This is a genomic window from Allomuricauda sp. NFXS6, from assembly GCF_040148835.1.
GTDB lineage: Bacteria > Bacteroidota > Bacteroidia > Flavobacteriales > Flavobacteriaceae > Flagellimonas.
In genome coordinates this window covers 119,757-146,089 of the sequence record NZ_JAGEMG010000007.1, presented here as the reverse complement: position 1 = coordinate 146,089, position 26,333 = coordinate 119,757, and the positions used below count along the sequence as shown (strand labels likewise).

The following is a 26,333-nucleotide window of genomic DNA, read 5'->3' as shown; positions in this document are numbered from 1 at the left end:
TCAACATCTTAGGGAGTTATTGAAGTTAGAATTAGATTTAAAAAAAATAGATTTTATATGGACAAAGTCATTTTTAACATACAAGGAATACTACTATACAATGGATATAATAGGTATCTTTCTGAACCTCAACCAATATGATATGAAAACAATAACAACCTCGATTCTGTTTTTTTTACTTCCTTTTTGCTGGGCCACAGGTCAAAATAAAATGAATATTGACAGTTTACTATCGGTGTTGAACAATCAACCACTCGATACTATAAAGGTTAAAACGGCCAACAATATTGTCAACTATTATATGTATCGAAATCCCGACAAAGCGAAGGAGTTTGCCCGTATGGAGCTTCAATTATCCACAGAGTTGAACTATAATGAAGGAGTTTCACTTGCCTATTACCAGTTGGGAATTGTATACAACAACTTAGATAAATTGGACTCGGCGAGGTATTACTACAATTCGAGTTTGGACATTGCAGAAAGAATAGAAAACAAAGTACACATTTCACAGGCCCGGAGAGGTTTGGCCATTCTTGAATTTAGTCAAGGTAATTTAAATAAGGCCGATAGTATAAATAATATTGATCTAGACTTTACAATTAAGCAAAAAGACACTATGGGCACTGCTTTGGCATATGATTTCAAGGGCACAATCAATCAGAACAAAGGTTATTATTCCATTGCCTTAGCAAACGTTTTAAAAGGGCTGAAGCTTTTCGAAAAATTACAGGATTCCATCAGAATTGCAGATTCTTACAATCATTTGGCCACATTGGAGCACAATTTAAAAAATCATCAGATGGCCATCAATTACAACAAAAAGGCCCTTACCATTTATGAGGATTATAATGATACGTATTACCAAGCGCAAGCTCTAAACGATATCGGTGTGATGTATAAGTCTCTGAAAAATGAAAAAGAGGCCTTGAGCTATTTTGAAAAAAGTATTGTTAAATCCAAAACTGCCAAAGTTTCTGCATTGGAAGCTGCCGCTTTAACTAATATGGGGTCCACATATATTCAAATAAATGAATACCAAAAAGCCATTGAACACTTAAACCAATCCATTAAAATTGCATCGACCATCAATGCCAATAGACGAATAGCGATAGCGCGGAACAAACTGGCTGAGGCCTATATTTCTCTCGGAAAACCCAAACAGGCAAAAAACCTTCTAGCAGAAGTGAAAAAATATGCTCTTGATACGGACAATATGTCCATTTTAAAAAATGCCTTGAAGCTAGAAAGTCAAGCAAATGAGGCTTTGGGCAATTTTCCTTTATCCCTAAAGTCACACAAACAGTATTTAGAACTGAGTGATTCCCTATTGAATCTGGGAAAAATAAAGGAAATTGAAGAGCTACGGATCATTTTTCAGACCGAAAAGAAAGAAGCCGAAATCGCTTTGCAAGAAGAGGAAATTAATACCTTGAATGCAAGAGCCAAAGTAGACAAGCTTACCAAAGGACTCTACGCAGGAGGCATGGCCTCTGCCCTAGCCCTCTCCGGATTGTTGGTGTTCGGTTACCGACAAAGAATAAAGAAAAACAAGATTGCGCGAGAAAAGCAAGAGGAAATCTACAAACAGGAGATAGCCCACAAGAAGAAGGAACTCACCAGCCAGACCCTGCACTTGGTGCAAAAGAACACCTTTATCCAAGAGTTGATGGAGAACTTGGAGAACATCAAAAATTCCCCCGAAAAGTTTAAAATGGAGTTTAGGCGTATAGTAATGTTGCTCAAAAAAGAAAATGCCTCCGATAAGGATTGGGAAGTCTTTAAAACGTACTTTTCCGAGGTCCATAATGACTTTGACCAAAAGTTAAAAACCATTTATCCCGACATCTCCGAAAAGGAAATTCGCTTAGCGGCCTTTCTGCGTATGAATTTGACCACCAAAGAAATAGCCGCAACATTGAATGTGCTTCCAGACAGTATCCTAAAATCCAAATACCGATTGAAAAAGAAACTCGGCCTGCCAAAAGAAACCGACCTCAATGATTTTTTGAATGCTATTTAAAATTTAATGTAACATTTTTGATGATTTTGAGTCATATGGGTTCATCATCAAAAAACAATCAGAATGCTAATCTCTAAAATGGCAAATACATACTTTGCCTTAATTTTTATTTCTACCCTTTTTCTCGTTAGTTCATGTTCCGACGATAATTCTAGTGATAATTTGATAAACCATCAATATCTTTTAATTCCCGATAACCATTTTGAGCAAATACTTATTGATCAAGGCGTGGATACCGATGGCACTGTTAATGGACAAATGTTGCGAGAAGATGCCGAAAAAATCAGTCGATTGGATTTAAATCTTGACAGTCACTTCGGTGATATAGAAGATTTGACCGGTATCGAAGGGTTCACAAATATTACTTTTCTGTCAGCGGTCGGTCAAAAGCTTGAAGACATCGATTTAAGTTCCAATACAAAATTGGACACCTTGCACCTTCAAAACAATTATCTCACTACTATTGACTTAAGTAAGAACACCAATCTGATTTTAATTGAAGTATTGGTAAACGAGCTGCATACAATTACTGGATTGGAACATGCAAGTCAACTTAAAAAGCTGAACGTATCCTATAATTACATTGAAGATTTTAGCATTATAAATGAATCCATTGAACATTTGCTTATAAGCGATAACCTATTAACATTCTTCGATTCCACTGGAGCACCCCATCTAAAAAGTGTTTTGTTGACTACCAATCAACTTAGCTCCGTGGATTTAAGTTCCAATCCATCCCTGGAAACCTTGGTAATTTCAGATAACAATCTTGTAAATATCGATTTGAGCGCAAATATGGGCTTGACCTATTTTTATGCCTCTTCCAATATGCTGACAAGTTTGGATGTGAGCCGGAATACAGAGCTCATAGATTTACGAGTGGATAGAAACCCAGATTTAAACTGTATTAAAATACAGGACGGACAGGAAATACCTTCGGTGTCCTTATCCGAATACCAAGAACTCAACGAGTTTTGCGAATAAGAGTTCGGACAATAAAAACACCGTAAACTATGTACTGGAACTTTTGCTTTTAAAGGATATTTCGACAAACTTAAAACCTACAAAAGTCAACCCATTGAAAACAACCACCACCCTGTTGTCTTTTTTGGTAATGCTCCTGATGAGCGAAAGTACCCCAGAAACCCCGACCAAAACAGAAAATTTCACTTCCAACGAGTATCAGGACTTGGTCGAATTGTTCAAAGATTGACGAACATTTGAAAATCCTCCACTTTTGGATGGTGCTCTCGATAATACCATGTAAACCATTGAAAAACGTTGTCAAGGTTTCAAAGAATTGCTGTTAAGCTTACCGGCAATCGAAACCACAAACTGGTCCGTGGAAAATCAAGGGGATTGGATGATCGTCTGGGCCGAAATGAACGGCTACGATTTTAACCATAGGATTTTAAAACCTTGGGTTCGCGACCCTGCTTTTTACATAGCCCTTTGTGCTGAAAGACTTTTTTGACACTTTGAACAGTATCGGCGACATCTCTATTTCGTTGGGCCATTGGCAAATGACGGGTTCCAAGGAGCATTTAAAAACAATTACAGCGGAATAGCTCACTACCCTATAAGCCTGAACAGAAAACTGTTGATAGTTAATAACTTCTTACAATTCGGTGGGGTACCTTATTGATTTTGAGGGAAATTTCGGTGAAATTAGTAACGTATGATAAAATACATCGGTTATAAGCCATATGAGATGTAAATAGATGTGTTTTTTGCTTATATAAACAGGTTGGCAAGCATGCTTAGTCTAATCAAGAAATAAATTTTAAATGCTTAGAAATAAATCTAGAGCTGAAATAATAGACAATTTTAAATTAGAACAACTTTATAGTCACCAAATTGAAAATGGAAGGTTTTTCAAAGTCGTTTTTCCTGATGATGATACTGCAAAGGTCCAATTGTCCACTAAAACATTTATGCAAATCAAATTTCTACCTAGTAGAAAGGATATTGAAGGTATTGAAATATTAAAATTGGTGGGTACCGAAGAACGGCAAAAAATTTCTTTTTCAAAGTTTAATTTTGCTCAGTTAGAATTATTTTTAAATTTCATTAATGATCTTGACCTCAGTACAATTTCTGAGAGAAGGCTTAAACTAGCTGAGAATTCGCTTGACATCTTAGATCAAGAAACCAAAAAGAAAATTTCTACTCTTTTACAAGGTGACGAAGGCGCAGACTTAATTCAACAATTATTGGACAATGAGATTGTCACTGGTCAAGATATTGTGAACACTGGATATAGAAAAAACCAACTAAGAATATTTAAAAAATTGCTAAATGAAGTGGGGTATCTTGAGCAGTACAAAAAAGACGAGTCAGAAATATCACAGATAATTGCGCTAGGTGAAGAAAATGGTCTTTCAATTAATGAAAACTCAAAAGAAGAAATCACTTGGCAATACTTCTTTAATAAAAATCCTTGGATTTTCGGTTATGGGTTAAACTATCGTTTCCAGAACATTTTACAAAAAGAATTTTCCGCGTCAGATACAGATGGTGCAGGAAAAGAACAAGTAAATGCTGATTTTTTAATTGGTGATACTTACTACACAACCTTTGTTGAACTCAAAACCCCAAATACTGGTTTATTTGTAAATGCTAAAAGTGGAAAAAACAGATCAGGTAGCTGGAGAATTTCAAATCATTTAATTTATTCAGTTTCACAAATCTTAGAACAGAAAGCAGCAGGACAAATCAAATTAGAAAAACACCCTTTTGATAATGAAGGTAAAAGGATTACGCAAAAGGGTTATGATTCAAAATGTATTCTAGTATTCGGTAACATCAAAAAAGAAATTGAAGAATCAGATGATTCAGACAAAGTAAAAGAGATTAAAAAGAAAACTTTTGAACTTTACAGAAGAGATTCAAGAAATGTTGAGATAATCACTTTTGATGAGTTATACGATCGAGCTCATTATATATGCTATAAGGATTAACATAGCTCACAAAATAGCTCATCTAAAATAATAAGTATAGTCGAAGAAGTACCCATTTTAGATACTAAGAAAAAAAGGTAAGATGACAATCTTTATTTAATCAACCCAATTACTTATAACCCGAACGTTGACAATAATTTGAGAAAAACGAAAGATTGGAAATTTTAGGAAAACATTTTAGTACAAATCATAGCTATGAATATGATAAAGTAGAATCACCAATTGAACAGATTCTTCTTAATCATTTAACAAAATATCTGTCTGAAGAAACGGAAGTAATTGTTCAACTTCCGATTAAAACAATCAGTGGAAATTTCAGAGCAGATATAGCTTTAAAATTTAATGATAGAATTATAATTTTAGAATGTGATGGAGAGGAGTTTCACACAAAAGAATTCAATGAATGGTATGACGAATGGAGAGATACGTTGATTTTATTTCAAGAAAGAGCAGAAACAATTTATAGAATTAAAGGAACTGACATTTACAACAATATAAATTCTATTATTTATTTGATTTACAATTTTGAACCAGAGTTTTTTAATGCAGAGTATGGGGAAAGACTACCTAAAAAAGAAATAAATGATGAATGGGGAGAAAAGAGAATCAATTACATTTTCATAAATGACGATGGACAGGAAATTCAATCAAGCGTTAAGGTTAAGAGGAAGAATTTAGAATCAGATTTTGACAGGTTCTGGTTAAAATATGTTTTGTACTCCCTTATTTATCCCGAAAAAGATATAAAGCAGTTGATTGAATTAATGAAAGAGAAACATTACGAAACCAATAAACTGATTTTAATGCTAAATGAAAAGTTTCCTGAATTTAAAATTGAGGATATAAAATTATTACTGAGGATAAAAGAATAAGAACTACTGCCAAAATGAATCCTATAATTCATTGTCCCCTCCTCCCCTAAACTAAATTCCCTACTTTTAAGAAAACAAACTCATATAGGCAAGACCATTGGTGCATATGGATATGAAAGAGGGACTCATTACATCAATTTCCAAATACATTAGCTTAAGTTCCGAGGAAGCCCATTTAATCGAAACGTTTTGGACCAAGAAAGAACTCGATAAAGGGGATTATCTGTTAAGAAATGGGCAAACCTGCCGTACCGATAATTTTGTGGTGAACGGCGCATTAAAGGCTTTTTACATCAACCCCGAAACAGGAAAGGAAGAAATCCTATATTTAGCAATTGAAAATTGGTGGGCAACGGATATCGATAGTTTCCAAAAACAACAACCTTCCGTCTACAACATTCAGGCCATTGAGGATACCTGCCTGTTACAAATAAGCCACGACTCTTTTCAAGAAATGCTAAGGCAGCTACCAAAACTTGAACGCTTTTTTAGAATCATCCTGGAAAATTATCTAGGGAGTTTACAGAAAAGAATCATCTTAAATAAAACGCTTGACGCTGAACAACGCTATTTGGAATTTTTGGAAAACTATCCCAAAATCGCCGAAAAAGTACCCAACTATCTCATTGCTTCGTATTTGGGCATTTCTGCTGAATTTTTAAGCAGAATTCGAAAAAAAATCGATGCATCTTGAACTAGGTCAATTTTTTTCACTTTCTGGATTCGGAATTTTGTCTCATAATTAAAAAATCATGAATTATGAACAAAGTATTGATCATCAACGCAAGTGTACGAAAGGAAAGATCGCACAGTAGAAAGCTAACACAACTATTTGAAGAAAATTGGAAAAAGAAAAATCCGAACGACCTTTTTACCCACCGAGAAGTAGGCCTGGAAACAATTCCGCCCATCAATGAAAAATGGATTGCAAGTGCATTCGTGAAACCCAGTGAAAGAACACAAGAAAACCAATCAGGTGTTGCCCTTAGCGATGCATTGGTAAAAGAGTTTAAAGCACATGATATTTATGTTTTGGGTACGCCCATGTACAACTGGTCCATTCCGAGCGGACTAAAGGCTTACATCGACCAACTTATGCGAATCAACGAAACCTGGAAATTCCGTTCAGGCGAACCAGACGGGGATTATGTGGGTATTCTTGAAAACAAGAAAATGTTCATACTGTCCAGTCGTGGTGACACAGGTTATGGGGAAAAAGAAAAAAATGAACACATGAATTTCCAAACAACCTACTTGAAGTTCGTTTTTGGAATTATGGGCATAAAAGACATTTCGATTATATCTCTGGACAATGAAGAGTTTGGTGGAGAATTATTTGAGAACTCTAAAAAGGAAATCTATCAAAGGATTGAACAGCTATAAAAACTGCTGCCGACAGTGGCCATAATTCATGTAACTGTTCTTCTTTACCTTTCGGTTGGCAAGAAATGACTCTTTTTAAGCTCCGTTTTCTCTAGATGTAACAAATTTGCTTTTAAAGAGTCTACAAGGAAAACGAACATCAATGAAATCAATCAAGATTCTATCATTCCTTCTTGCACTACTAGTCATTAGCAATTGCAAAAACACTTCGGACGATACGGAACCCACAAGTTCCATCATTACTTTTAAAGAGGACACAACCCCATTTACAGCTCCACAAAAAGAAATGATTCGTGAAGTGGTCCTGGAATCGGAAAAAGAAATCCGAAGCTTATTGCCTACCCTTCCGGACAGCATAAACGTATCCTTGGAAATTGTGGATTGGGACCTTGATCAGGTCGGAGGTGTTACCGGGCGCACCGAAACCAATTCACCTCCCGTGGTACTTATCCAAATATCAGAAAAGTTCCCAGGCGGTGTGACCCAAGCAACGCAAACGGCATTAAAGCATACCATTTTTCACGAATTTCACCATTTATCGCGTGGTTGGGCCATTCAGGACAATGTTTATGGTCCGGGCATATCCATAGCGGCCATAAATGAAGGCCTTGCCGTAGTGTTCTCCGAAGAATATACTGGTGAAAGCATGGAAGCCGATACTCCACCAGAAGCAGCGATTGCAGAGCAATGGGTTGAGGAGATTAGGTCGTTGCCCATCAATGCCAACTATCAACATTGGATGTTCCAACACCCCGATGGTAGACTGGCCGTAGGATACCGAACCGGAAACTATCTCATTCGAAAAGCTATGGCCAAATCCGGCAAAGATGTGCTTGAACTCAGCGAGCATACTCCCGATGAAATCTATAAAATGGCGGGGTTTTAAATACTTATTAACTACCTAAAAGCAGAAAATTGACCAAGAAATTCCTTTTTGTCCTCCATATTTTTCTATTTGCGTTCAATACTTCTTCGGCAGGGCATACTCAAAGTGGTTTTGTAGTTTCCGCCATTGCCGAAAATGTGTATAGCATCATTTCACCAAACATTGGATTGCCCACGCCCAAAAACAAGGGTTGGAATTCCAATGTTCATTTTGTGGTCACCCAAACAGGCGTACTGCTTTTTGATTCAGGATCATCAGAATCCATTGGCAACAACATCAAAAAAGCAATCAAAACAGTCACCGACCTTCCCGTCCGATGGGTGGTCAATTCACATAGCCATGCAGATCATTGGTTGGGGAATGCTGCTTTTTCGGACACCGTTGTTGAAATAGTTGCCAGTGAACAAGCGGTAGGGACCATGAAAAAGTACGGCGAAGAAGATGTGCAATTTTATGCGAAGGTGACCAATGGCACTATTGGACCCACACAACTCATGTATCCCAATGTGATATTGAAACAAGGAGAGAAACGTAATTTCGGCGGCGTGGATGTGGAATTTCTATTTGGTGATAGTGGACATTCGCCAGGTGATCTTTTGATGTGGCTGCCCAAACAGAAAATCATTTTTGGAGGAGATGTATTGAGTTCCGATTGGATGCCAATGATCACCGATCACGGCAATATACCCAAGTTAATTGATTCCCTTCATGAATTTGCGGAGCTAAGCCCCGACATTGTATTGACAGGACATGGAAACCCCACCAAAGGTATATCAGTCATTCGTGATGCGGAATTTTTGGCAAGCGTTTGGGAGCAGGTTGGTTCAGATTATAAAAAGGGGTTAAAGCCAAATGAAATTTTAATTCAAGTCAAAGCCAAACTAGACTCAAAATATAAACTGCTATATAAAGATTTCGAATCGGAAATTGAGCGCTATGTAGAACTGATGTATCGTTTGCAACAATAACAACTTTCTAAAAAAACACAAATCACCACGTATAAAATCAATTCCCATTACATCAATTCGTTAAATAATACCGTTGAAATTTTCATGCAATTAGTTTTTCTAACTTAGCACCCCAATCAGCATTACCAATCTTATCCAAGACCGATTACAATCCTAAAAAACAAAGAATGAACAAAAACCTCATTGTACTATTATTCATATTCATTGGTATTGGCCACCTTTTATCACAGGAGACCGAATCAATCATACTTGGAACAAAACATAGGCTCCACTCCAATATCTTGGATGAAGACCGGGAATATTGGATCAGTCTCCCCGACTCTTACGACGATACCAAAGCCGCTTATAAAAGCTATCCTGTGCTCATAATTCTCGATGGGAACATACATTTTAAGAGCATTGCAGGAATGGTAAATTATATGAGCTCCGATGCGTACCGAAGCTGGAAAATACCAGAAATGATCGTGGTAGGTATTCAAAATGTAGATCGAAGAAGAGATTATACCCCTGACAAAATAATCACCGTTAGGGAAAACAATTCAGGTGGTGGTGAAAAATTTCTAAGCTTTGTGGAAGAGGAACTGATTCCAGAACTGGAACGCAAGTATAGGACCGAGCCCTATCGAATTCTATTTGGACATTCGTTGAGTGCGCTGTTGGCCACACATGCCTATATGAAGGAAAAATCACTTTTCAATGCTTTTATAGCCGCAGATCCTAGTATGGGTACTTGGGACTCGGAAACCATGGACCAAAAATTGGAAGCCGTAACCAATGAGTCCTTTAAAAGGTTCTTCTATGTGGCTACTGCAAACTGGGGAAAGCGAAATATCAGAAATCGCGATCGCCATGTAAGATTATACGAGGGATTGAACAGTAAATGTGAAGGTTCATTTCCTGCCAAATTGGAGTATTTCGAAAATGAAAACCATGCTTCTGTACCGCCAATTGCTTTTTACAATGGAATCTCCACCATTTTTGAAGGCTATGGCATTTCGTATCGTGATGTGCAGAGCAAAAATCAATTGATTCAGCATTTTCAGGCGATTTCCCAGCGACTTTCATGGGATTTCAGGCCACCGGAAAATTTGGTCAATCAATTGGGCTATGGCTTGCTTCGAAGTAGAACTAAAAGTGAAAAAGTAAAGGCCTTGACCTATTTTATCTTGAATACGGAGAATTTCCCCAAGTCATATAACGCATTTGATAGTTTGGGAGAAGCCTATGAAACTTTGGGCAATTCCAAAAATGCACTGATCAACTACAAAAAATCCCTTGAACTGAATTCAGATAATTCACATGCTCGAATGAAAATAGAGAACTTAGAAAGAGGGAAATAGTAAAGGTTTCCAATATCGATCCTTGAGTACGTACAAATTTACACGTTAAAACTCTATCTTTTGTGTTCCACGCATCCATTGAATTCGAAACACGTGCAGCATAATTGACCAACTTAAAAAACTATTGACAAACAGGGATGAAGATGAAATTATCACCCTGATTACTGAACAACCTGCCGTTTTGGATGAACTGGACGAAAGTGAAAGCACAGGAATAATGTTATTGGCTTTAAATGCCAACTATCAACATTGGATGTTCCAACACCCCGATGGCAGGCTGGCCGTAGGATACCGAACTGGAAACTATCTCATTCGAAAAGCTATGGCCAAATCCGGCAAAGATGTTCTTGAACTCAGCGAGCATACTCCCGATGAAATCTATAAGATGGCAGGGTATTAAACCCGCTAAAGGTAAGTCTCATCTACAAGCTAGGCTTTGATAACACGCTGTCGTATCTTTGTGAAAAAGTAATTGGATTCCTGCCTGCGCAGGAATGACAGCTATATGGAAAAGGGTAAAAAAATAATCTTGTTCGACGGGGTTTGCAACCTCTGCAATAACTCGGTTCAGTTTGTGATCAAACGAGATAAAAAGGATATATTCCGTTATGCGGCACTGCAAAGTGAGATCGGTGAGCAATTGGTTAAGCAACGTCAGATAGACACGAGCAAAGTGGATTCCATCATCCTCATAGAACCAGGGGTGGCTTATTACACCAAATCTGATGCTGCCCTCGAAATTGCACAAGACTTGGGTGGGATATGGAAATTGTCCGCCATTTTTACATGGATTCCCACCTCCATCCGAAATAGCATTTATGACTTTGTAGCCAAAAACCGTTATAAATGGTTTGGCAAACAAGAGTCTTGTATGATTCCTACGCCGGAATTAAAGTCAAAGTTTTTGGGGTAGTACTTCTCGGACTCCTGTCCTCTAAAGGCTGGCAATTTTACTCCAAGTGACCCATTTATAACTTATCCCTTGTCAGTTCGAGTGTTTTCTATGAGCGAAGTGAAGGGAAAACGTATCGAGAACCCTCACATGGTGAATATTTACAACTTTTACCAAGAAAGACTTCACGATACAATTTTCTTCGAACATCACTCGAAGTGACATATTAGCTTTTCTAGTTATAAAGGATAAAGTCGTGATTATTTAACATCATCATAATTGTCGTCCCACTCCTCTGGATGGGGGTCGCCCAATTTACCCACTGATTTTGCCACAACCATCGAGACAGTAGCGTCACCTGTAACATTTACCACGGTTCGGCACATATCCAACGGTCTGTCCACGGCAAAGATCAAGGCTAGACCAATCGCCAATTTATCTGCAGGGAAACCAATGGACTCCAATACGATTACCAGCATCACCATTCCTGCACCGGGCACTGCAGCCGAACCAATGGAGGCCAACAAGGCCGTCAACACAATGGTCAACTGATTACCTAAAGTAAGGTCAAAACCAAGGGCCTGTGAAATAAACACAGCTGCTACCCCCTGGTACAAGCTGGTGCCATCCATGTTAATGGTGGCTCCTACGGGCAACACAAAACTGGATACTTCTTTGTCCACCCCAATATGTTCCTCTACCCTTTCCATAGTCACGGGCAAGGTAGCAGCACTGGAACTTGTAGAAAATGCGAGCAATTGTGCTGGACTTATTTCTTTTAAGAACCAGAACGGGTTCTTTTTGGTAACAAGACCAACAATGGTTGCATAAAAGACAATCATTAACGCAAGTCCTAAAAGAACGACACCTGCATATTTAAGTAGCGCCAATAATAAATCAGGGTCACTTGATGAGACCACTACCCCCGCTAACAAAGCAAATACAGCATAGGGAGCAGTCAACATGATCAAGTCGACCATTTTCAGGACCACATAGTTTAGTGAATCAAAGAAATCTTTCAGTGGTTTTGCTCTTTTCTCTCCAATCAACAACATGGAAATACCCAAAAATATGGTAAAGAAGATAACCTGAAGCATCAAAGCATTATCCGTCATTGCCGCCAAGGCATTGTCGGGCACCATATCTTCCAAAAATTGCAAGGGACCACTATCCTTTTGGCGGGAAGCCTCTTCCAGTTTGGAGGTAACCTCAGCGTCACCAGCATAGGTATCCGTAAGCTTGGTCACCGTTTCTTCGGAAATTCCGCTTCCTGGATTCATAATGTTCACCAAAACAAGTCCTATAGTGATGGCGACCACCGTGGTAACAATATATATCCCAATGGTCCGAAGACCAATATTTCTAAATTTTGAAATGTCCTTCAGGTCCGAAATCCCTTTGACCAAAGATGCCAAAATAAGCGGTATGGCAATAAGTTTGAGGAGTTTTACAAAAATGGTCCCTAAGGGCTGAATCCAATCATTTACAAATTCCTTACCCCAACTAAGTTGGGTCATTGCAAATCCAAAAAGAATACCAAGTAGCATCCCGATGAGGATTTGCCAGTGCAATTCCAGTTTCTTCATAAAGTAAGATTATGGAGGAAAGATACTTTATTGATTGGAAACCTCCTAACGTAGGCCTAGATTTTGTTGGTACGGGCCAAAAGCGAATAATCAGCTAAGACCAATGCTGCCATAGCCTCCACTATCGGCACCGCCCTTGGCACAACACAGGGATCGTGCCTTCCTTTACCTTGAGCAGTCACTTTTTCGCCTTCCTTGTTGATGGTTTCATAAGATTGTAGCACGGTGGCAACGGGTTTAAAGGCAACACTAAAATAAATATCCATCCCATTGCTGATCCCACCTTGCACACCGCCACTGCGATTGGTCTTAGTGGTTCCATCGAGATTAAATGCATCATTATGCTCGCTCCCCTTCATGGCAACTCCTGCAAAGCCGCTTCCAAACTCAAAACCTTTTACGGCATTGATGGAAAGCATCGCCTCACCCAAACGGGCGTGCAGTTTATCAAAAACGGGTTCGCCAAGACCAACTGGTACATTTTGAATGACGCAGGTGATAACACCCCCAATGGTATCCCCTTCTTTTTTAATGGATTTGATGTAATCTTCCATTTTCTCGGCCATTTCGGTGTCAGGACAACGAACCGCATTGAATTCAATTTTGGAAAAATCCAATTCTTGATAGGGCTTGTTCAATTTCATCTCCCCAACTTGAGAGACAAAGGCGTTTATTTTAATATCGCTCAAAAATTGCTTTGCAATGGCACCAGCCACTACCCTGCTCGCTGTTTCACGGGCAGAGCTTCTCCCCCCACCTCGGTAATCACGGAAACCGTACTTTTTATCGTACACATAATCCGCATGCGAAGGTCGGTACGAGTCTTTGATGTGCGAATAATCCTTGGACTTCTGGTTGGTGTTGTGAATGGCGAAACCAATGGGCGTACCCGTGGTTTTGCCTTCGAACACTCCTGAATAAATTTCAACCGTATCGGGCTCCTTACGCTGGGTGACGATAGTAGATTGTCCAGGTTTTCTTCTATTGAGCTCCGCTTGAATTTTTTCCATGTCTAAGGGTATCCCTGCGGGACAACCATCAATAATGCCTCCCAATGCCTTTCCGTGAGATTCACCAAAGGTGGTGAGTTTAAAAAGTTGTCCAAAAGAATTTCCTGCCATTCGGTATAAAAATTAAGATGTATCAAAGGTAGATGTTATAAATCTAATTCAAAAACAGTGTTTTGACTTAATGTTATTGTAACATATTCGGTTTTTGGGTGATGATTTTTTAACAATATCCTCATGAATTAATGACTTCGATTTGGTTTCTATTTTATTCCTACCGTTTTATTTTGTACTAAACCTTATCAGATTGAAAAAAAGGAAGATAGAATTGGCAGTTGTATCAGATGTTCACTTGGGAACTTATGGCTGCCATGCGGAAGAACTCATTACATACCTCAACAGTATCCAGCCTAAAAAGCTCATATTGAATGGCGACATTATTGATATTTGGCAGTTCAGCAAACGTTATTTCCCGCCATCCCACCTTAAGGTGTTGAGAAAGGTCATCGGAATGGCATCCAAGGGAACTGAGGTTTACTATGTCACTGGAAATCATGATGAAATGCTTCGCAAGTTTAGTGATACTTCAATGGGCAACTTCAAGGTTGTGGATAAACTGGTGCTTAATCTTGATGGTAAAAAAGCTTGGATTTTTCACGGTGACGTGTTCGATGTCTCTATCCAAAACGCCAAGTGGCTGGCCAAGCTCGGTGGGTATGGCTACGACCTTCTTATTTTGATCAATAGTTTCCTGAATTGGTGCTTGGCCAAAATGGGACGAGAGAAATATTCCTTGTCCAAAAAAATAAAAAACAGCGTCAAGGGCGCCGTCAAGTACATCAACAACTTTGAAAAAACGGCTGCCGATTTGGCCATAGAAAATGGTTACGATTATGTGGTCTGCGGACATATCCATCAACCCAAAAAGGAGATTTACGATAACAAATATGGTAGTTGCACCTATTTAAATTCTGGTGATTGGGTGGAAAACCTGACCGCTTTGGAATATTCGTTCAAGCGGTGGAGAATCTATCATTACAACCACGATAAGCTCTCCCCTTTCTTTTTGGATGAAGATTTGAAGGAAATGGATATGAACGAACTTATTGCTTCCATAACGGACAAAGAAATCAATATTGAAAACATGGCCCAAGAACACAAAAGCGAAGGGGAAGAAGAAAATATTGACAACGATTTTTTAGATGACAAGGGCCTGTCGCAAGATTGAAACGGGGTGCAATGCCTCCCTTTTCGTCCCATCCTTTATTTGATGCCTACAACTTGTGCCGTTTGCTGCGATCAAAGTGTCTTCGGAACTTTTCTTCACGGCAGGGAACAACTTCAACCCTCCTACTTGCATACTTACTTCGTAATGCTCTTTTTCATAGCCAAAAGAACCGGCCATACCACAACAACCGGACGGTATTATGGTGACTTTATAATTTTTTGGCAGGTTTAGCACATCAAACGTAACTTTTTGATTGCTCAACGCTTTTTGATGACAATGCCCGTGAATTTTTACGGTTCTCTCTTCTTCCGTAAAGCTGTCCGATGAAATATGGCCTGCTACAATCTCAGCTGCCAAGAACTCCTCGATCAAAAATGAGTTTTTGTCCAATTTTTGCAATTGCTCTTTGTCATCGTGCAAGCGCTGGTACTCATCCCTAAAAGATAAAATGGCCGAAGGCTCCAAACCTACAATCGGTGTGCCTGCATTTAAAATCTCTTTTAGATTTTCCATATTTTGAGCCACCAATTTTTTGGCCTGCTTCAAAAATCCTTTGGAAAGATAGGTTCTACCGCTTTCCCCATAGAATAGTTCCACATCGTAGCCCAACTTGCACAATAGTTCGATGGCATCTTTACCAATTTGAATGTCCAGATACTTTACAAACTCATCCACGTAAAGCACAACTTGCTTTTTAGTAAGGTCGGTGCGCTTTACCTGATGCTGTTTCAGATGATTTTTGAAATTGAATCGCCCTACCTTTGGTAAATTTCGTTCTGGTGCAACCCCGACGGCTTTTTTTAGCATACCCCCTATGGCTTTGGATTCGTATATCCAATTGGTGATGCTGGAAACTTTACTTCCCAAGGCATTCAACTGTGTATTGTGCGCAAACAGTTTGCTTCGCAACGAATATCCGTTCACTTCTTGATAATGATACAGGAACTCAGCCTTTAATGCAGCAACATCCACATTGCTCGGACATTCACTGGCACAGGCCTTGCAGCTCAAGCACAAGTCGAATGCACTCTTGAGTTCTTTATGGTCGAAACGGTTGGATTTTTCGGAAGTGGTCAAAAACTCACGTAAGGCATTGGCCCTACCGCGAGTGGTATCCTTTTCATCTTTGGTAGCTTGATAACTAGGGCACATCGCCCCGTTCATATGGTGGCTTTTTCTACAATCGCCGCTGCCGTTGCACTTTTCGGCAGCTTTCAAAATTCCTTCACTATCCGAAAAGTCCATCAAGGTCTTAACCTCTGGTTCTTTGCGGTCAATCTCATAACGAAGCGACTCATCCATCGGGTAAGCATCCACGATTTTACCTGGATTGAGCACCAAATTGGGGTCAAAAAGTGTTTTCACCCGTTTCAGTAACTCATAATTGGTTTCACCTATCATTAAAGGAATAAACTCCGCACGCACAATACCATCACCGTGCTCACCGCTAAAGCTCCCATTATATTTTTTTGTGAGTTTTGCCACATCGGTAGTGATGCTACGGAACAACACTACATCTTCGGACTTTTTTAAATTGAGAATGGGGCGCAAATGCAATTCACCTGCTCCAGCGTGGGCATAATACACCGCGTCTTGGTTATATCCTTTCATAATTTGGGAAAACTCCCCTATAAAATCCTTGAGGTCTTCTAAGGCAACGGCCGTATCTTCAATACACGCCACCGCTTTTTTATCTCCTACCATATTTCCCAACAGACCCAGGCCTGCTTTACGGAGCTCTATGGCTTTGTTGATATCATCCCCGTATAAAATAGGATTGGCATAGCTCAATCCGGACTTTTCCACAGTTTTTAAAAGCTCGTCCAACTGTTTGTCCAAATCTTCTTTAGAATCTGCTTTTACCTCCAACATTAAAATCCCGGCCGGGTCTCCTTCCACAAAAAAACGATTGGCCAATTGGGCCCTGTTGTTTTTGGTGCAGTCTAAAATAACCTTGTCCATCATCTCGCACAGGTGCAGATTGTGTTGCATCACGGGAGCTACATCATTTAAACAATCTTCCAGGGTTTTATAGTGGGTGGCCACCATAGCGGCGTATGGAGGCGGTAAATCATCGAGCTGAAGTGTTACTTCGGTTGTAAAAGCAAGTGTGCCCTCGCTTCCGGACAATAATTTACATAGGTTGAAATCAGTTTTGTCTTCTCCAAAAATGTTGTTTTTCAGCAATTCATCAACGGCATACCCCGTGTTTCTTCTGTGGATGCTGGGTTTTGGGAACTCAGATTTTATATTCTGCTGTGTTTCGGGATTGGATAGTTCTTCAAACAGCTTGTTATAAATTTTAGATTCCAGCGAATCTCCTCTTTTTTTTTCTTCAAATTCCTTTTTGGATATGTCGGAGAAGTAAACATCGCTTCCGTCGGACAGTATGCATTGCATGGCCAAAATTTTGTCTCGCGTAACGCCATACTGGATGGAAGTAGTTCCCGATGAATTGTTCCCGACCATTCCCCCGATCATACAGCGGTTGGACGTAGAAGTGTTGGGGCCAAAGAAAAGACCGAATGGTTTTAAAAATTGATTCAGCTCGTCACGAACCACACCTGGCTGTACCGTAACTTGCTTTTTGTCCTTGTCCAGACTAATGATTTTGGTAAAATGCCGGCTTACATCCACTACAATGCCATCCCCCACACATTGACCCGCCAAAGATGTACCCGCCGTACGCGGAATAAGACCGACTTTATTTCTGTTCGCAAAAGCGAGCAACGCCTTTAAATCGTCAACAGTTTTTGGGTAGGCTACCGCTGTTGGTAGCTTTCTGTATACCGAAGCATCTGTAGCGTAGATGGCTTTGCTCAACTCATCAAACAACAACTCACCCTTCAATGCTTCTGAAAGGTCTTTTAACAAATTTTTATCCAATTCGGAATACTTTTTGGGAACTAAAACTAGTTTTAGAACGTAAATCTATTACAAAACTATCTCTAATTTTTAACTTAACGAGAACCTCATGAAGATTACCACATTATTTTCAGTATTTTTTTTGTTTGCAACAGTAAGTCTTAGCGCACAAAGTATTTCTGAGCATGCCTTGGGATTACGTTTGGGCGATAGCGATGGCTTTGGAGCTGAAATTTCATATCAAAAATCAATTGGAAGATACCACCGTGCCGAATTTGACCTTGGTTGGAGGGACAGTAGGGAATTCGATGCGTTTAAACTGACGGGGGTCTACCAATGGATTAGGCCGTTAGACGGCAACTTTAACTGGTATTACGGCGTTGGTGGTGGATTGGGCAGTGTAGATTTTGAACCCAATCCAAATTTTGATAACGACAACGACGGGCTTTTTGTCTTTGCCGCTGGTGATATCGGTGTGGAATATAATTTTGATATTCCATTGCTCCTATCATTGGATTTTAGACCAGAAATTGGTTTGGTTGGTTACAACGGATTTGACAATGATTTTGACTTTGACATTGCCTTGGGCATTCGATACCAATTCTAAATTAAGAACATTTTACAACAGACCCTTGGCCCAATAAAAGCCAGGGGTTTTTTTATGCCGTAAGTATTGAATACCTTCGCAACTTAAACTTTTAGAAATGAAAAGATTTTTTGTCATATTATCGGGAGTCTTGTTTTTGGCTTCATGTGGTTCCGAGCCAAAAGGATATGAAATAAGTGGAACCATTACCGGCGAACCTGAAAATGGAACCATGGTTTTCTTAAAAACAACGGATTCCATCAATCAATTGGTTGATATTGATACCGCAACCGTGGAAAACGGCTTGTTCCGTTTTAATGGTAGTCAAGATGAGCCTAAAATGTACTATCTCTTTATGGACAAGGTTCGTGGAAATGCACCTGTTATTGTAGAGAACGGAAATATCGAAGTGGAGTTCCAAAAAGATAGCATAGGTATGGCCAAACTTAAGGGGACCGAGCAAAACGAAATTTTCATGGGCTTTCTGGAAGAATCCCGAAATTTATCTGAGCGCGCAAGGTCTATGCAAGACGATATGCGTATGGCAGCTCAGGAAAGGGATACCGCAACCGTAACCGCTTTGCGTGAGGAGTTTATGGAGTTCCAAGATGACGCAAAGAATTTTAATATCAAATTTGTCAAGGAAAATCCCAATGCTTATATCTCCGTACTTATAATTGGAAACCTAATGGCCACAAAAGCTGCTCCTGCGGATGAAATCAAGGCCATGTTCGAAGGACTGACCCCAGAAATTAAAGCAACCGAACCTGCACAGAAAATTGCGGAACAGTTGGAGAATTCAAAATCCACCGAAGTTGGTGCGGTTGCCCCTGATTTTTCAGCTCCCACTCCAACTGGTGATATTTTGGCCCTTAGCGATGTTACCAGTAATGCCAAACTCACCTTGGTGGACTTTTGGGCGGCCTGGTGCAGACCATGTCGTGCTGAAAACCCCAATATCGTATTGGTTTACAACAAATATCACGAAAAAGGTTTTGACGTTTTGGGTGTTTCCTTGGACAATAAGGAAGAGCACTGGAAAAATGCCATTGAATCCGATGGTCTGGAATGGAATCACATTTCCAACTTACAACGTTTCCAAGACCCCATTGCCCGTTTGTATAACATCAACGCAATTCCCGCAGCATTTTTACTGGATGAAAATGGTGTTATCGTAGCAAGGGATTTGAGAGGACCAGCTTTGGAACAAAAAGTAGCTGAGATACTCGGAAAAAGCTAAAAAACAACAATATTTTATAGTGAAGAAGGTCTTGAGGTATTCAAGGCCTTTTTTGGTATATGAAATACGTTCGAGTGTCATTCGCGCCTGACACGGAATCCACTCCCTTTAAATTGTACACTACCAAATCTATTATTTGGATTCAGGGTTTTAATCTAAAAAAAGCCTTGGCTCTTAGTTTCATCTAAATCTTCCCCATTTTATCCAACACAAAGAGTATGATGATCGGGATGGCCAACAACACCACGATCAAGGTATCCGTAACAAAAAGTTCCGGTTTAAACAGTAAAGTGGTTGCATAGCCTCCAATCGCCCCACCAAAATGCGCCGTATGCCCAATATTGCCCATTCTGCTCTTCATACCCCAAATGGAATACAACAAATAAGCGATACCCAACACATATGCAGGAAGCGGAATCGGAATGAACATAATGCCCAACTGCATATCGGGGTTTAGCAATATGGCAGCGTAAAGCACGCCCATTACAGCCCCACTGGCGCCAACGGCACTGTAAAAAGGTTCGTTTTTATGAAAAAACAGGGCCAACAGACTTCCCGCGATTAAGCTAACAAAATAAATGATCAAAAACTTAATGGAACCGAACCAACCAATTACCACTGGTGCAAAAAAGTAAAGGGTAAACATATTCAAAAACAAATGTGAAATGTCTACGTGCAAAAAGCCCGAAGTCACCATTCTCTCCCTTTGACCGGCTTGTATGGCACTGATACCGAACTTGTATCTATCAAAAAAAGCCATATTGTTGAATCCACGGAGGGAAACCAGAACATTGGCGGCCATTATGGCAATAGTAGCGATATGTAAATTGAGCATGTAATACTAGTTTGGGTTCAAATATAGCTATATTTGCACACAAGAATTACCTATGCAGCTAGTAGTTTATATCCTTGTTTATCCTTTGCTCTGGTTGATTTCCAGACTACCTTTCAAAATCCTTTATTTAATTTCTGATGGTGTCTTTGCACTCCTTTACAATGTGGTAGGATACCGTAAAAAAGTGGTGCGCAATAATTTGTCCCTTGCTTTACCGGAAAAGTCAGAAGAAGAACGTTTGTTGATAGAAAAGAAATTCTACAAGCATTTCTGTGATATGTTCTTGGAGATGATAAAGACCTTGGGGATCACCAATAAACAAATGAAACAAAGATATGTTTTCACGAATGTTGAAGTTTTTCAAAAATTGGAAGATGAAGGAAAGCATATCATGATAATGATGCCTCATTATGCAAGCTGGGAATGGGTTTTTTCACTAAATTCCATGGTAAGATCAAAAGCATATGCCATTTATCAGCCTATACAGAACAAATATTTTGACAAGTTGGTTCGTGATATACGCAGTAAATATGGAACTACACTGATCAAAACGTATGAGAGTCGAGATATTATTGCAAAGGCAAAAGAAACGAACGAACTAATTACGGTCGGTATCATCAGTGACCAATCCCCTATGCTGCAAAGAGCTCGACATTGGGCAAAGTTTATGGGTGTTTTGGTGCCCATACACGTTGGTGCGGAAGAACTCTGTAAAAGCCACGGGATGATTCCGGTTTATCTTAAGGTAAAAAAAGTAGGTCGTGGATATTATGAAGCCACGTTTAAAGTTTTAGCTGAAAACCCTAGCGAAATAGCGGATTATGAGATTTCTGAAGCTTTTATGAAAGAAACAGAAAAAGCCATTCGAGAAGCTCCGGAATATTACTTTTGGACGCATAAACGCTGGAAACATATGGGCAAAGCCCCGAAAGAGTTTCAGCAAAAGTCCGAAAAGGCAGTTAACGCTTAGATTCCTGCCACTTCCTTGATTTCACCAATAATGCGGTCGGCCAAACCATCGGCTTCCTTCTGGGATTTTGCTTCGGTATAGATTCGGATAATAGGCTCCGTGTTCGATTTTCTAAGGTGTACCCAATTTTCAGGGAAATCAATTTTCACCCCATCAATGGTTGATACCTCTTCATCCTTGTACTTGTTGTGCATGACATCCAAAAGCGCATCAACATCCAAGTCGGGAGTCAATTGTATTTTTTTCTTGCTCATAAAATAGCTTGGGTAACTGGCACGTAGCTCAGCCACAGTTCCACCTTTTTCGGCCATCAACATTAAGAACAAGGCAGTACCTACCAAGGCATCACGTCCATAATGACTTTCTGGATAAATAATTCCACCATTCCCCTCGCCACCAATTATGGCATTGTTGGCTTTCATTTTGGTCACTACATTCACTTCTCCGACCGCTGCAGCTTCGTAAGTGCCTCCATGCTTCTCTGTAATATCCCTCAAAGCTCTGGAAGATGATAGATTGGAGACGGTATTGCCTTTGGTCTTGCCCAATACATAATCGGCACAGGCAACCAAAGTATATTCCTCGCCGAACATTTCCCCATCATCGCTGATAAATGCCAAACGATCCACATCGGGGTCCACCACAATACCAAAATCGGCCTTTTCTTCCACTACTTTTTTACAGATGTCGCCCAAATGTTCTTTTAAAGGCTCTGGATTGTGCGGAAAATGCCCGGTTGGTTCGCAATAGAGCTTCACTACTTCAACACCCAATTCTTCAAGTAGCTTCGGTATGGCAATACCTCCTGTAGAATTTACACCATCTACCACTACTTTAAACCCTGCTTTTTTTATGGTATCGGCATCCACCAAGGGTAATTCCAAGACTTCATCAATATGAATGTCGATATAAGAATCATTTTTAATGATTTCCCCCAAATCATCGACCTCTGCAAACTCAAAATCCTCTTTTTCGGCCAAGGCCAAAATCCTTGCCCCCTGCTCAGCATCCAAAAACTCCCCTTTCTCATTCAACAATTTAAGGGCGTTCCATTGTTTTGGATTGTGACTTGCCGTTAAAATGATGCCTCCATCCGCTTTTTCCAAAGGAACGGCAATTTCTACCGTAGGCGTTGTGGAGAGTCCCAGGTCGATAACATCAATACCCAACCCTACCAAAGTGGAAACCACCAAGTTTTGGATCATCTCACCCGACAAACGCGCATCACGCCCAATTACGACTTTCAATTTCTCTTTTTCGGAATATGTTTTTAACCAACTACCATAAGCTGCTGCGAATTTAACTGCGTCTAAAGGTGTTAGATTATCGTTGGTGCTGCCGCCAATGGTCCCTCGAATTCCAGAAATTGATTTGATCAGTGTCATAATTGTTAAAAAAGTTTTTGCAAATATAGGGGGCCACATTCGATTCCATGTTTGGAATTTGTAAATTTCGACAGAAAAGGAATTTGCCCCGATGAACTTCTTAGCGCATATCTATCTTTCTTTTGATGATAAAGAAATCACATTGGGTAATTTCTTTGCGGATCATATCCGTGGAAACAAATACAAACATTTTCCTGATAAAATCCAAAAAGGTATTCTGTTACATCGAGAAATAGACACATTTACTGATGCCCACCCCATAGTAAGGCAAAGCAGCAAACGTCTCCATAAAAATTACAGCCATTACAGCAGGGTGATCGTGGATATTTATTACGACCATTTTTTGGCCAAAAATTGGAGCAGTTATTCCAATAGACCTTTGGCCGAGTACGTAGAGGATTTTTATGACCTCTTGGAAGATAACTACGACATACTCCCCATCGCCACCAAACGTATGATGCCTTACATGATTGCAGACAATTGGCTGCTCAATTATGCCAATTTAGCCGGAATTGACCGCGTGCTCAACGGAATGAACCGACGGACCAAAAACAAATCCAGAATGAATTTTGCTATTCTGGACCTTGAAGAACACTATGTGGATTTTGAAAACGAATTCACTTTATTTTTTGAAGAATTAATACCTTTTTCCAACCAAAAATTTATTTCACTATGCGAAGACTGATACTCCTCCTCCCCCTAATCTTTTTTATTAATTGTAAACAACAACCAGCAACACCTACTGGACTGGTGGCTGAAAAAGCCATGGTGGTTTCTGCACGTGAAGAAGCCTCCCAATTGGCCGTGAACATCATGAAAAAAGGTGGAAATGCCTTTGATGCCATGGTGGCCACTGAACTTTCTTTGGTTGTCGCCTATCCGTTTGCAGGAAGTGTTGGTGGCGGCGGATTTATGGTCTACCGAAAAAATAATGGCGAGGTCGGCGGAATCGATTATCGTGAAAAAGCACCCTTGGCTGCCCATAAGGACATGTATCTGGATTCTCTAGGCAACGTAATTCCTGGTTTGAGCACATCGGGCGGGACTGCAGTAGGAGTGCCGGGCACAGTGGCTGGAGTGATTGAGGTGCACAAAAAGTTCGGGAAACTTCCCTTAAAAGATATTATTGAGCCCATCATTACCCTTGCCAACAAAGGTGTAGTGGTCTCTGAAAAGCAAGCGGATAGACTTGCAGGGTATCGTGAGCAATTTATTGAGGCCAATGGAGACAGTACCAAATTTGCAGGCCCATTTGTAAAGGGAGACACCATAAAGTATCCCGCTTATGCCAAAACGCTTAAAAAAATCATGGAAGAAGGGCGCGATGGTTTTTACAAAGGCGAAGTAGCCCAAAAACTGGCCGCATTTGTTCAAGAAAACGGCGGTTTGATCACCGAGGAAGATTTGGAAAAGTATGAAGCAGTTTGGAGAGACCCGATTGTTTTTGACTATAAAGATATCAAGGTTATTTCCATGAGTCCGCCCAGCAGCGGTGGGGTTACCATCAACCAAATATTTAAAATGATGGAGCCTTATGATCTATCAAAATTTGGACATAACTCTGTTAAAGCCATTCAATTGTTCACGGAAGCTTCGCGAAGAGCTTATGCGGATAGGAACTTCTATTTGGGCGACCCCGATTTTGTGGATATCCCCTACAATATGCTTTTAAACGATGATTACATACAGGACAGAATGGCCAATTTCTCTTTTGATAAAGCAACGCTGTCTTCCGATGTAAGCCATGGGGAAGTAGAAATTATCGAAAGTGCACAAACCACCCACTACTCCATTGTGGATGATGAGGGTAATGCCATCTCGGCCACATCAACGCTTAATGGAGGATATGGTTCCAAGTTGTATTGTGCTGAGCTTGGGTTCTTCCTAAACAACGAAATGGACGATTTTAGCGCCAAACCGGGCGTCCCCAATATGTTTGGACTTATCGGTGCCGAAGCGAACAATATTCAACCAGAAAAACGTATGCTCAGCAGTATGACACCGACCATCGTGGAAAAAGACGGGAAATTGTATATGGTTGTAGGTACTCCCGGTGGATCTACCATTATTACGGCAGTTGCCCAGACCATTCTTAATGTATACGAGTTCAACTTGAGTATGCAGGAAGCTGTTAATGCCCCTCGATTCCACCACCAATGGTTGCCCGATATGGTAATTTTTGAGCCTGAAGGTTTTTCGGATGAGCTCAAGGAAGCGTTAAAATCCAAAGGATACATCATTAATGAAGAGCGAACGCCCATTATAGGCAAAGTAGACGCGATTCGTGTGTTGCCCAACGGAAAATTGGAAGGGGGAGCAGACAAAAGAGGTGATGATACTGCTGTAGGATATTAATTTTTTTACTCTATGAAATATGATGTTGTTGTTTTAACGGACCATCGTTACGTGGCTCCAAAAACGAAAACGCCCTATATTGAAAATGTGCTTCAAGAAGACCGACTGGTTTTAGAAGCCTTGACAAAGTTAGGGCTTAAAGCTACCCGTAAATCCTGGGATGACCCCGATTTTGATTGGTCGATGACCAAATATGCCCTGTTTAGAACCACATGGGACTATTTTGATCGTTATCCAGAGTTTTCCAGATGGTTGGAAACAACCGCAAGGAAAACAACGTTTATCAACTCCAAAGAACTGATCCATTGGAATATTGATAAACATTATTTGAGCGATTTATCAAAAGCGGGGATAAATGTTCCCAAAACGGTTTTTTTGGAAAAGGGTTCAAAAATCTCCCTTGCCGAAGCAGTGGCCAAGGCAAAATCGGGCAAAGGTTTTAACGCCGATACCTATATTCTGAAACCCTGTGTTTCTGGAGCAGCACGTCATACTTATAAAATAGAAAAGGATGAGATTGCCGATCACGAGGACATCTTTCGGAAATTGGTAACAGAAGAGGCCATGATGCTTCAGGAATTCCAGCAGAAAATTGTTTTGGAGGGAGAAATTTCCATGATGATTTTTAACGGGGAGTACACGCATGCCGTGTTGAAAATTGCCAAACCGGGGGATTTTAGGGTTCAAGATGATTTTGGTGGTACGGTGCAAGACTATGTTCCGGACCAAGAGCAAATATCCTTTGCCAAAAGTGTGGTAAATGCCGCTCCTGAGCTGCCCATATACGCCAGAGTGGATATTTTTAAGGACAATAATGGCAATTGGGCCTTGGCCGAGCTGGAAATTTTTGAGCCAGAACTGTGGTTCCGCCTTAATCCCCCTGCAGCAGATAACTTAGCAAGAGCCATAAAGGATACCCTATCTGCCTGAATAAACCATAGTTTGGTTCAGCTAT

Annotated in this window: 24 protein-coding genes; 19 read left to right on the top strand and 5 right to left on the bottom strand. The window is 40.1% G+C overall.

Features of this window, described 5'->3' with window-relative positions:
• Positions 1-142: 142 nt before the first annotated feature.
• The 12 genes from J4E06_RS11905 to J4E06_RS11850 all read left to right on the top strand — a co-directional run bounded on the left by J4E06_RS11905 (position 143) and on the right by J4E06_RS11850 (position 11,342).
• Complete coding sequence (locus tag J4E06_RS11905; RefSeq protein WP_349524144.1) at positions 143-2,020, top strand: tetratricopeptide repeat protein; 1,878 nt, start codon at positions 143-145, stop codon at positions 2,018-2,020.
• Between the two features lie 78 nt (positions 2,021-2,098).
• Positions 2,099-3,004 (top strand): leucine-rich repeat domain-containing protein, encoded by a 906-nt coding sequence (locus tag J4E06_RS11900; RefSeq protein ID WP_349524142.1) that lies wholly within the window; start codon positions 2,099-2,101, stop codon positions 3,002-3,004.
• Between the two features lie 94 nt (positions 3,005-3,098).
• Positions 3,099-3,233 carry a hypothetical protein gene (locus J4E06_RS11895; protein WP_349524141.1) on the top strand — a complete coding sequence of 45 codons (135 nt, stop codon included), beginning with the start codon at positions 3,099-3,101 and terminating at the stop codon, positions 3,231-3,233.
• Positions 3,234-3,807: 574 nt separating this feature from the next.
• Entirely contained in the window at positions 3,808-4,980 is a 1,173-nt protein-coding gene (locus tag J4E06_RS11890; protein ID WP_349524140.1) for a Shedu anti-phage system protein SduA domain-containing protein, read from the top strand.
• A gap of 155 nt (positions 4,981-5,135) precedes the next feature.
• A complete protein-coding gene (locus J4E06_RS11885; protein ID WP_349524139.1) occupies positions 5,136-5,852 on the top strand; it encodes a putative endonuclease domain-containing protein in 717 nt (238 codons plus the stop codon).
• A 106-nt stretch (positions 5,853-5,958) separates the two neighbouring features.
• Positions 5,959-6,546 (top strand): Crp/Fnr family transcriptional regulator, encoded by a 588-nt coding sequence (locus tag J4E06_RS11880; RefSeq protein WP_349524138.1) that lies wholly within the window; start codon positions 5,959-5,961, stop codon positions 6,544-6,546.
• A 65-nt stretch (positions 6,547-6,611) separates the two neighbouring features.
• On the top strand, positions 6,612-7,235 hold the full coding sequence (locus tag J4E06_RS11875; protein ID WP_349524137.1) for an FMN-dependent NADH-azoreductase: 624 nt from the start codon (positions 6,612-6,614) through the stop codon (positions 7,233-7,235).
• 142 nt (positions 7,236-7,377) lie between these two features.
• The gene (locus tag J4E06_RS11870; RefSeq protein WP_349524136.1) at positions 7,378-8,121 is read left to right on the top strand and encodes a DUF2268 domain-containing putative Zn-dependent protease; all 744 of its coding nucleotides are present in this window, start codon (positions 7,378-7,380) and stop codon (positions 8,119-8,121) included.
• A gap of 29 nt (positions 8,122-8,150) precedes the next feature.
• Positions 8,151-9,089, top strand: a complete 939-nt coding sequence (locus J4E06_RS11865) for an MBL fold metallo-hydrolase (protein WP_349524135.1) — start codon at positions 8,151-8,153, stop codon at positions 9,087-9,089.
• Positions 9,090-9,256: 167 nt separating this feature from the next.
• Entirely contained in the window at positions 9,257-10,429 is a 1,173-nt protein-coding gene (locus J4E06_RS11860) for an alpha/beta hydrolase-fold protein (RefSeq protein ID WP_349524134.1), read from the top strand.
• A gap of 124 nt (positions 10,430-10,553) precedes the next feature.
• Positions 10,554-10,829 (top strand): hypothetical protein, encoded by a 276-nt coding sequence (locus tag J4E06_RS11855; RefSeq protein ID WP_349524132.1) that lies wholly within the window; start codon positions 10,554-10,556, stop codon positions 10,827-10,829.
• Between the two features lie 105 nt (positions 10,830-10,934).
• Positions 10,935-11,342, top strand: a complete 408-nt coding sequence (locus J4E06_RS11850) for a thiol-disulfide oxidoreductase DCC family protein (protein ID WP_349524131.1) — start codon at positions 10,935-10,937, stop codon at positions 11,340-11,342.
• Between the two features lie 239 nt (positions 11,343-11,581).
• Here J4E06_RS11850 and J4E06_RS11845 read toward each other — a convergent pair whose 3' ends face one another.
• Both J4E06_RS11845 and aroC read right to left on the bottom strand, forming a co-directional pair.
• Positions 11,582-12,907, bottom strand: a complete 1,326-nt coding sequence (locus J4E06_RS11845; RefSeq protein ID WP_349524130.1) for a dicarboxylate/amino acid:cation symporter — start codon at positions 12,905-12,907, stop codon at positions 11,582-11,584.
• 56 nt (positions 12,908-12,963) lie between these two features.
• Positions 12,964-14,028 (bottom strand): chorismate synthase, encoded by a 1,065-nt coding sequence (aroC, locus tag J4E06_RS11840; RefSeq protein WP_349524129.1) that lies wholly within the window; start codon positions 14,026-14,028, stop codon positions 12,964-12,966.
• A gap of 193 nt (positions 14,029-14,221) precedes the next feature.
• On the opposite strand from aroC, the gene J4E06_RS11835 reads away from it, so the two are divergent.
• Positions 14,222-15,142, top strand: a complete 921-nt coding sequence (locus J4E06_RS11835) for a UDP-2,3-diacylglucosamine diphosphatase (protein WP_349524128.1) — start codon at positions 14,222-14,224, stop codon at positions 15,140-15,142.
• Here the strand turns inward: J4E06_RS11835 and J4E06_RS11830 are convergent.
• Positions 15,113-18,028 (bottom strand): FAD-binding and (Fe-S)-binding domain-containing protein, encoded by a 2,916-nt coding sequence (locus J4E06_RS11830; RefSeq protein ID WP_349524127.1) that lies wholly within the window; start codon positions 18,026-18,028, stop codon positions 15,113-15,115. The two genes, J4E06_RS11835 and J4E06_RS11830, sit on opposite strands and share 30 nt — an antisense overlap.
• 88 nt (positions 18,029-18,116) lie before the next feature.
• Between J4E06_RS11830 and J4E06_RS11825 the strand changes: the two genes are divergently transcribed.
• Together J4E06_RS11825 and J4E06_RS11820 are read left to right on the top strand one after the other, a co-directional pair.
• The gene (locus J4E06_RS11825; RefSeq protein ID WP_349524126.1) at positions 18,117-18,614 is read left to right on the top strand and encodes a hypothetical protein; all 498 of its coding nucleotides are present in this window, start codon (positions 18,117-18,119) and stop codon (positions 18,612-18,614) included.
• 97 nt (positions 18,615-18,711) lie between these two features.
• Entirely contained in the window at positions 18,712-19,833 is a 1,122-nt protein-coding gene (locus J4E06_RS11820) for a DUF4369 domain-containing protein (protein ID WP_349524125.1), read from the top strand.
• 184 nt (positions 19,834-20,017) lie between these two features.
• On the opposite strand, the gene J4E06_RS11815 is transcribed toward J4E06_RS11820, so the two are convergent.
• Positions 20,018-20,668: a rhomboid family intramembrane serine protease gene (locus J4E06_RS11815; RefSeq protein ID WP_349524124.1), complete on the bottom strand. Its 651-nt coding sequence runs from the start codon at positions 20,666-20,668 to the stop codon at positions 20,018-20,020.
• Between the two features lie 52 nt (positions 20,669-20,720).
• Here J4E06_RS11815 and J4E06_RS11810 point away from each other — a divergent pair, with 52 nt between their 5' ends.
• The gene (locus J4E06_RS11810; protein WP_349524123.1) at positions 20,721-21,638 is read left to right on the top strand and encodes a lysophospholipid acyltransferase family protein; all 918 of its coding nucleotides are present in this window, start codon (positions 20,721-20,723) and stop codon (positions 21,636-21,638) included.
• Here J4E06_RS11810 and glmM read toward each other — a convergent pair.
• A complete protein-coding gene (gene glmM / locus J4E06_RS11805) occupies positions 21,635-23,023 on the bottom strand; it encodes a phosphoglucosamine mutase (RefSeq protein ID WP_349524122.1) in 1,389 nt (462 codons plus the stop codon). The genes J4E06_RS11810 and glmM overlap by 4 nt on opposite strands.
• A 91-nt stretch (positions 23,024-23,114) precedes the next feature.
• Between glmM and J4E06_RS11800 the strand changes: the two genes are divergently transcribed.
• Genes J4E06_RS11800 through J4E06_RS11790 form a run of 3 tightly spaced genes read left to right on the top strand, consistent with a single transcriptional unit; the run spans position 23,115 to position 26,308 of the window.
• Positions 23,115-23,708 (top strand): acyl carrier protein phosphodiesterase, encoded by a 594-nt coding sequence (locus tag J4E06_RS11800; protein WP_349524121.1) that lies wholly within the window; start codon positions 23,115-23,117, stop codon positions 23,706-23,708.
• On the top strand, positions 23,696-25,378 hold the full coding sequence (gene ggt / locus J4E06_RS11795) for a gamma-glutamyltransferase (protein WP_349524120.1): 1,683 nt from the start codon (positions 23,696-23,698) through the stop codon (positions 25,376-25,378). The genes J4E06_RS11800 and ggt overlap by 13 nt, the downstream gene beginning before the upstream one ends.
• A 12-nt stretch (positions 25,379-25,390) precedes the next feature.
• Entirely contained in the window at positions 25,391-26,308 is a 918-nt protein-coding gene (locus tag J4E06_RS11790; RefSeq protein WP_349524119.1) for an ATP-grasp domain-containing protein, read from the top strand.
• Positions 26,309-26,333 lie beyond the last annotated feature (25 nt).

Coding starts and splice junctions, on each gene's coding strand:
- J4E06_RS11790 (WP_349524119.1), top strand. CDS start 25,391: ATGAAATATGATGTTGTTGTTTTAACGGACCATCGTTACGTGGCTCCA.
- J4E06_RS11850 (WP_349524131.1), top strand. CDS start 10,935: ATGGAAAAGGGTAAAAAAATAATCTTGTTCGACGGGGTTTGCAACCTC.
- glmM (WP_349524122.1), bottom strand. CDS start 23,023: ATGACACTGATCAAATCAATTTCTGGAATTCGAGGGACCATTGGCGGC.
- J4E06_RS11870 (WP_349524136.1), top strand. CDS start 7,378: ATGAAATCAATCAAGATTCTATCATTCCTTCTTGCACTACTAGTCATT.
- J4E06_RS11880 (WP_349524138.1), top strand. CDS start 5,959: ATGGATATGAAAGAGGGACTCATTACATCAATTTCCAAATACATTAGC.
- J4E06_RS11890 (WP_349524140.1), top strand. CDS start 3,808: ATGCTTAGAAATAAATCTAGAGCTGAAATAATAGACAATTTTAAATTA.
- aroC (WP_349524129.1), bottom strand. CDS start 14,028: ATGGCAGGAAATTCTTTTGGACAACTTTTTAAACTCACCACCTTTGGT.
- J4E06_RS11900 (WP_349524142.1), top strand. CDS start 2,099: ATGGCAAATACATACTTTGCCTTAATTTTTATTTCTACCCTTTTTCTC.
- J4E06_RS11875 (WP_349524137.1), top strand. CDS start 6,612: ATGAACAAAGTATTGATCATCAACGCAAGTGTACGAAAGGAAAGATCG.
- J4E06_RS11820 (WP_349524125.1), top strand. CDS start 18,712: ATGAAAAGATTTTTTGTCATATTATCGGGAGTCTTGTTTTTGGCTTCA.
- J4E06_RS11825 (WP_349524126.1), top strand. CDS start 18,117: ATGAAGATTACCACATTATTTTCAGTATTTTTTTTGTTTGCAACAGTA.
- J4E06_RS11845 (WP_349524130.1), bottom strand. CDS start 12,907: ATGAAGAAACTGGAATTGCACTGGCAAATCCTCATCGGGATGCTACTT.
- J4E06_RS11815 (WP_349524124.1), bottom strand. CDS start 20,668: ATGCTCAATTTACATATCGCTACTATTGCCATAATGGCCGCCAATGTT.
- J4E06_RS11800 (WP_349524121.1), top strand. CDS start 23,115: ATGAACTTCTTAGCGCATATCTATCTTTCTTTTGATGATAAAGAAATC.
- ggt (WP_349524120.1), top strand. CDS start 23,696: ATGCGAAGACTGATACTCCTCCTCCCCCTAATCTTTTTTATTAATTGT.
- J4E06_RS11860 (WP_349524134.1), top strand. CDS start 9,257: ATGAACAAAAACCTCATTGTACTATTATTCATATTCATTGGTATTGGC.
- J4E06_RS11905 (WP_349524144.1), top strand. CDS start 143: ATGAAAACAATAACAACCTCGATTCTGTTTTTTTTACTTCCTTTTTGC.
- J4E06_RS11810 (WP_349524123.1), top strand. CDS start 20,721: ATGCAGCTAGTAGTTTATATCCTTGTTTATCCTTTGCTCTGGTTGATT.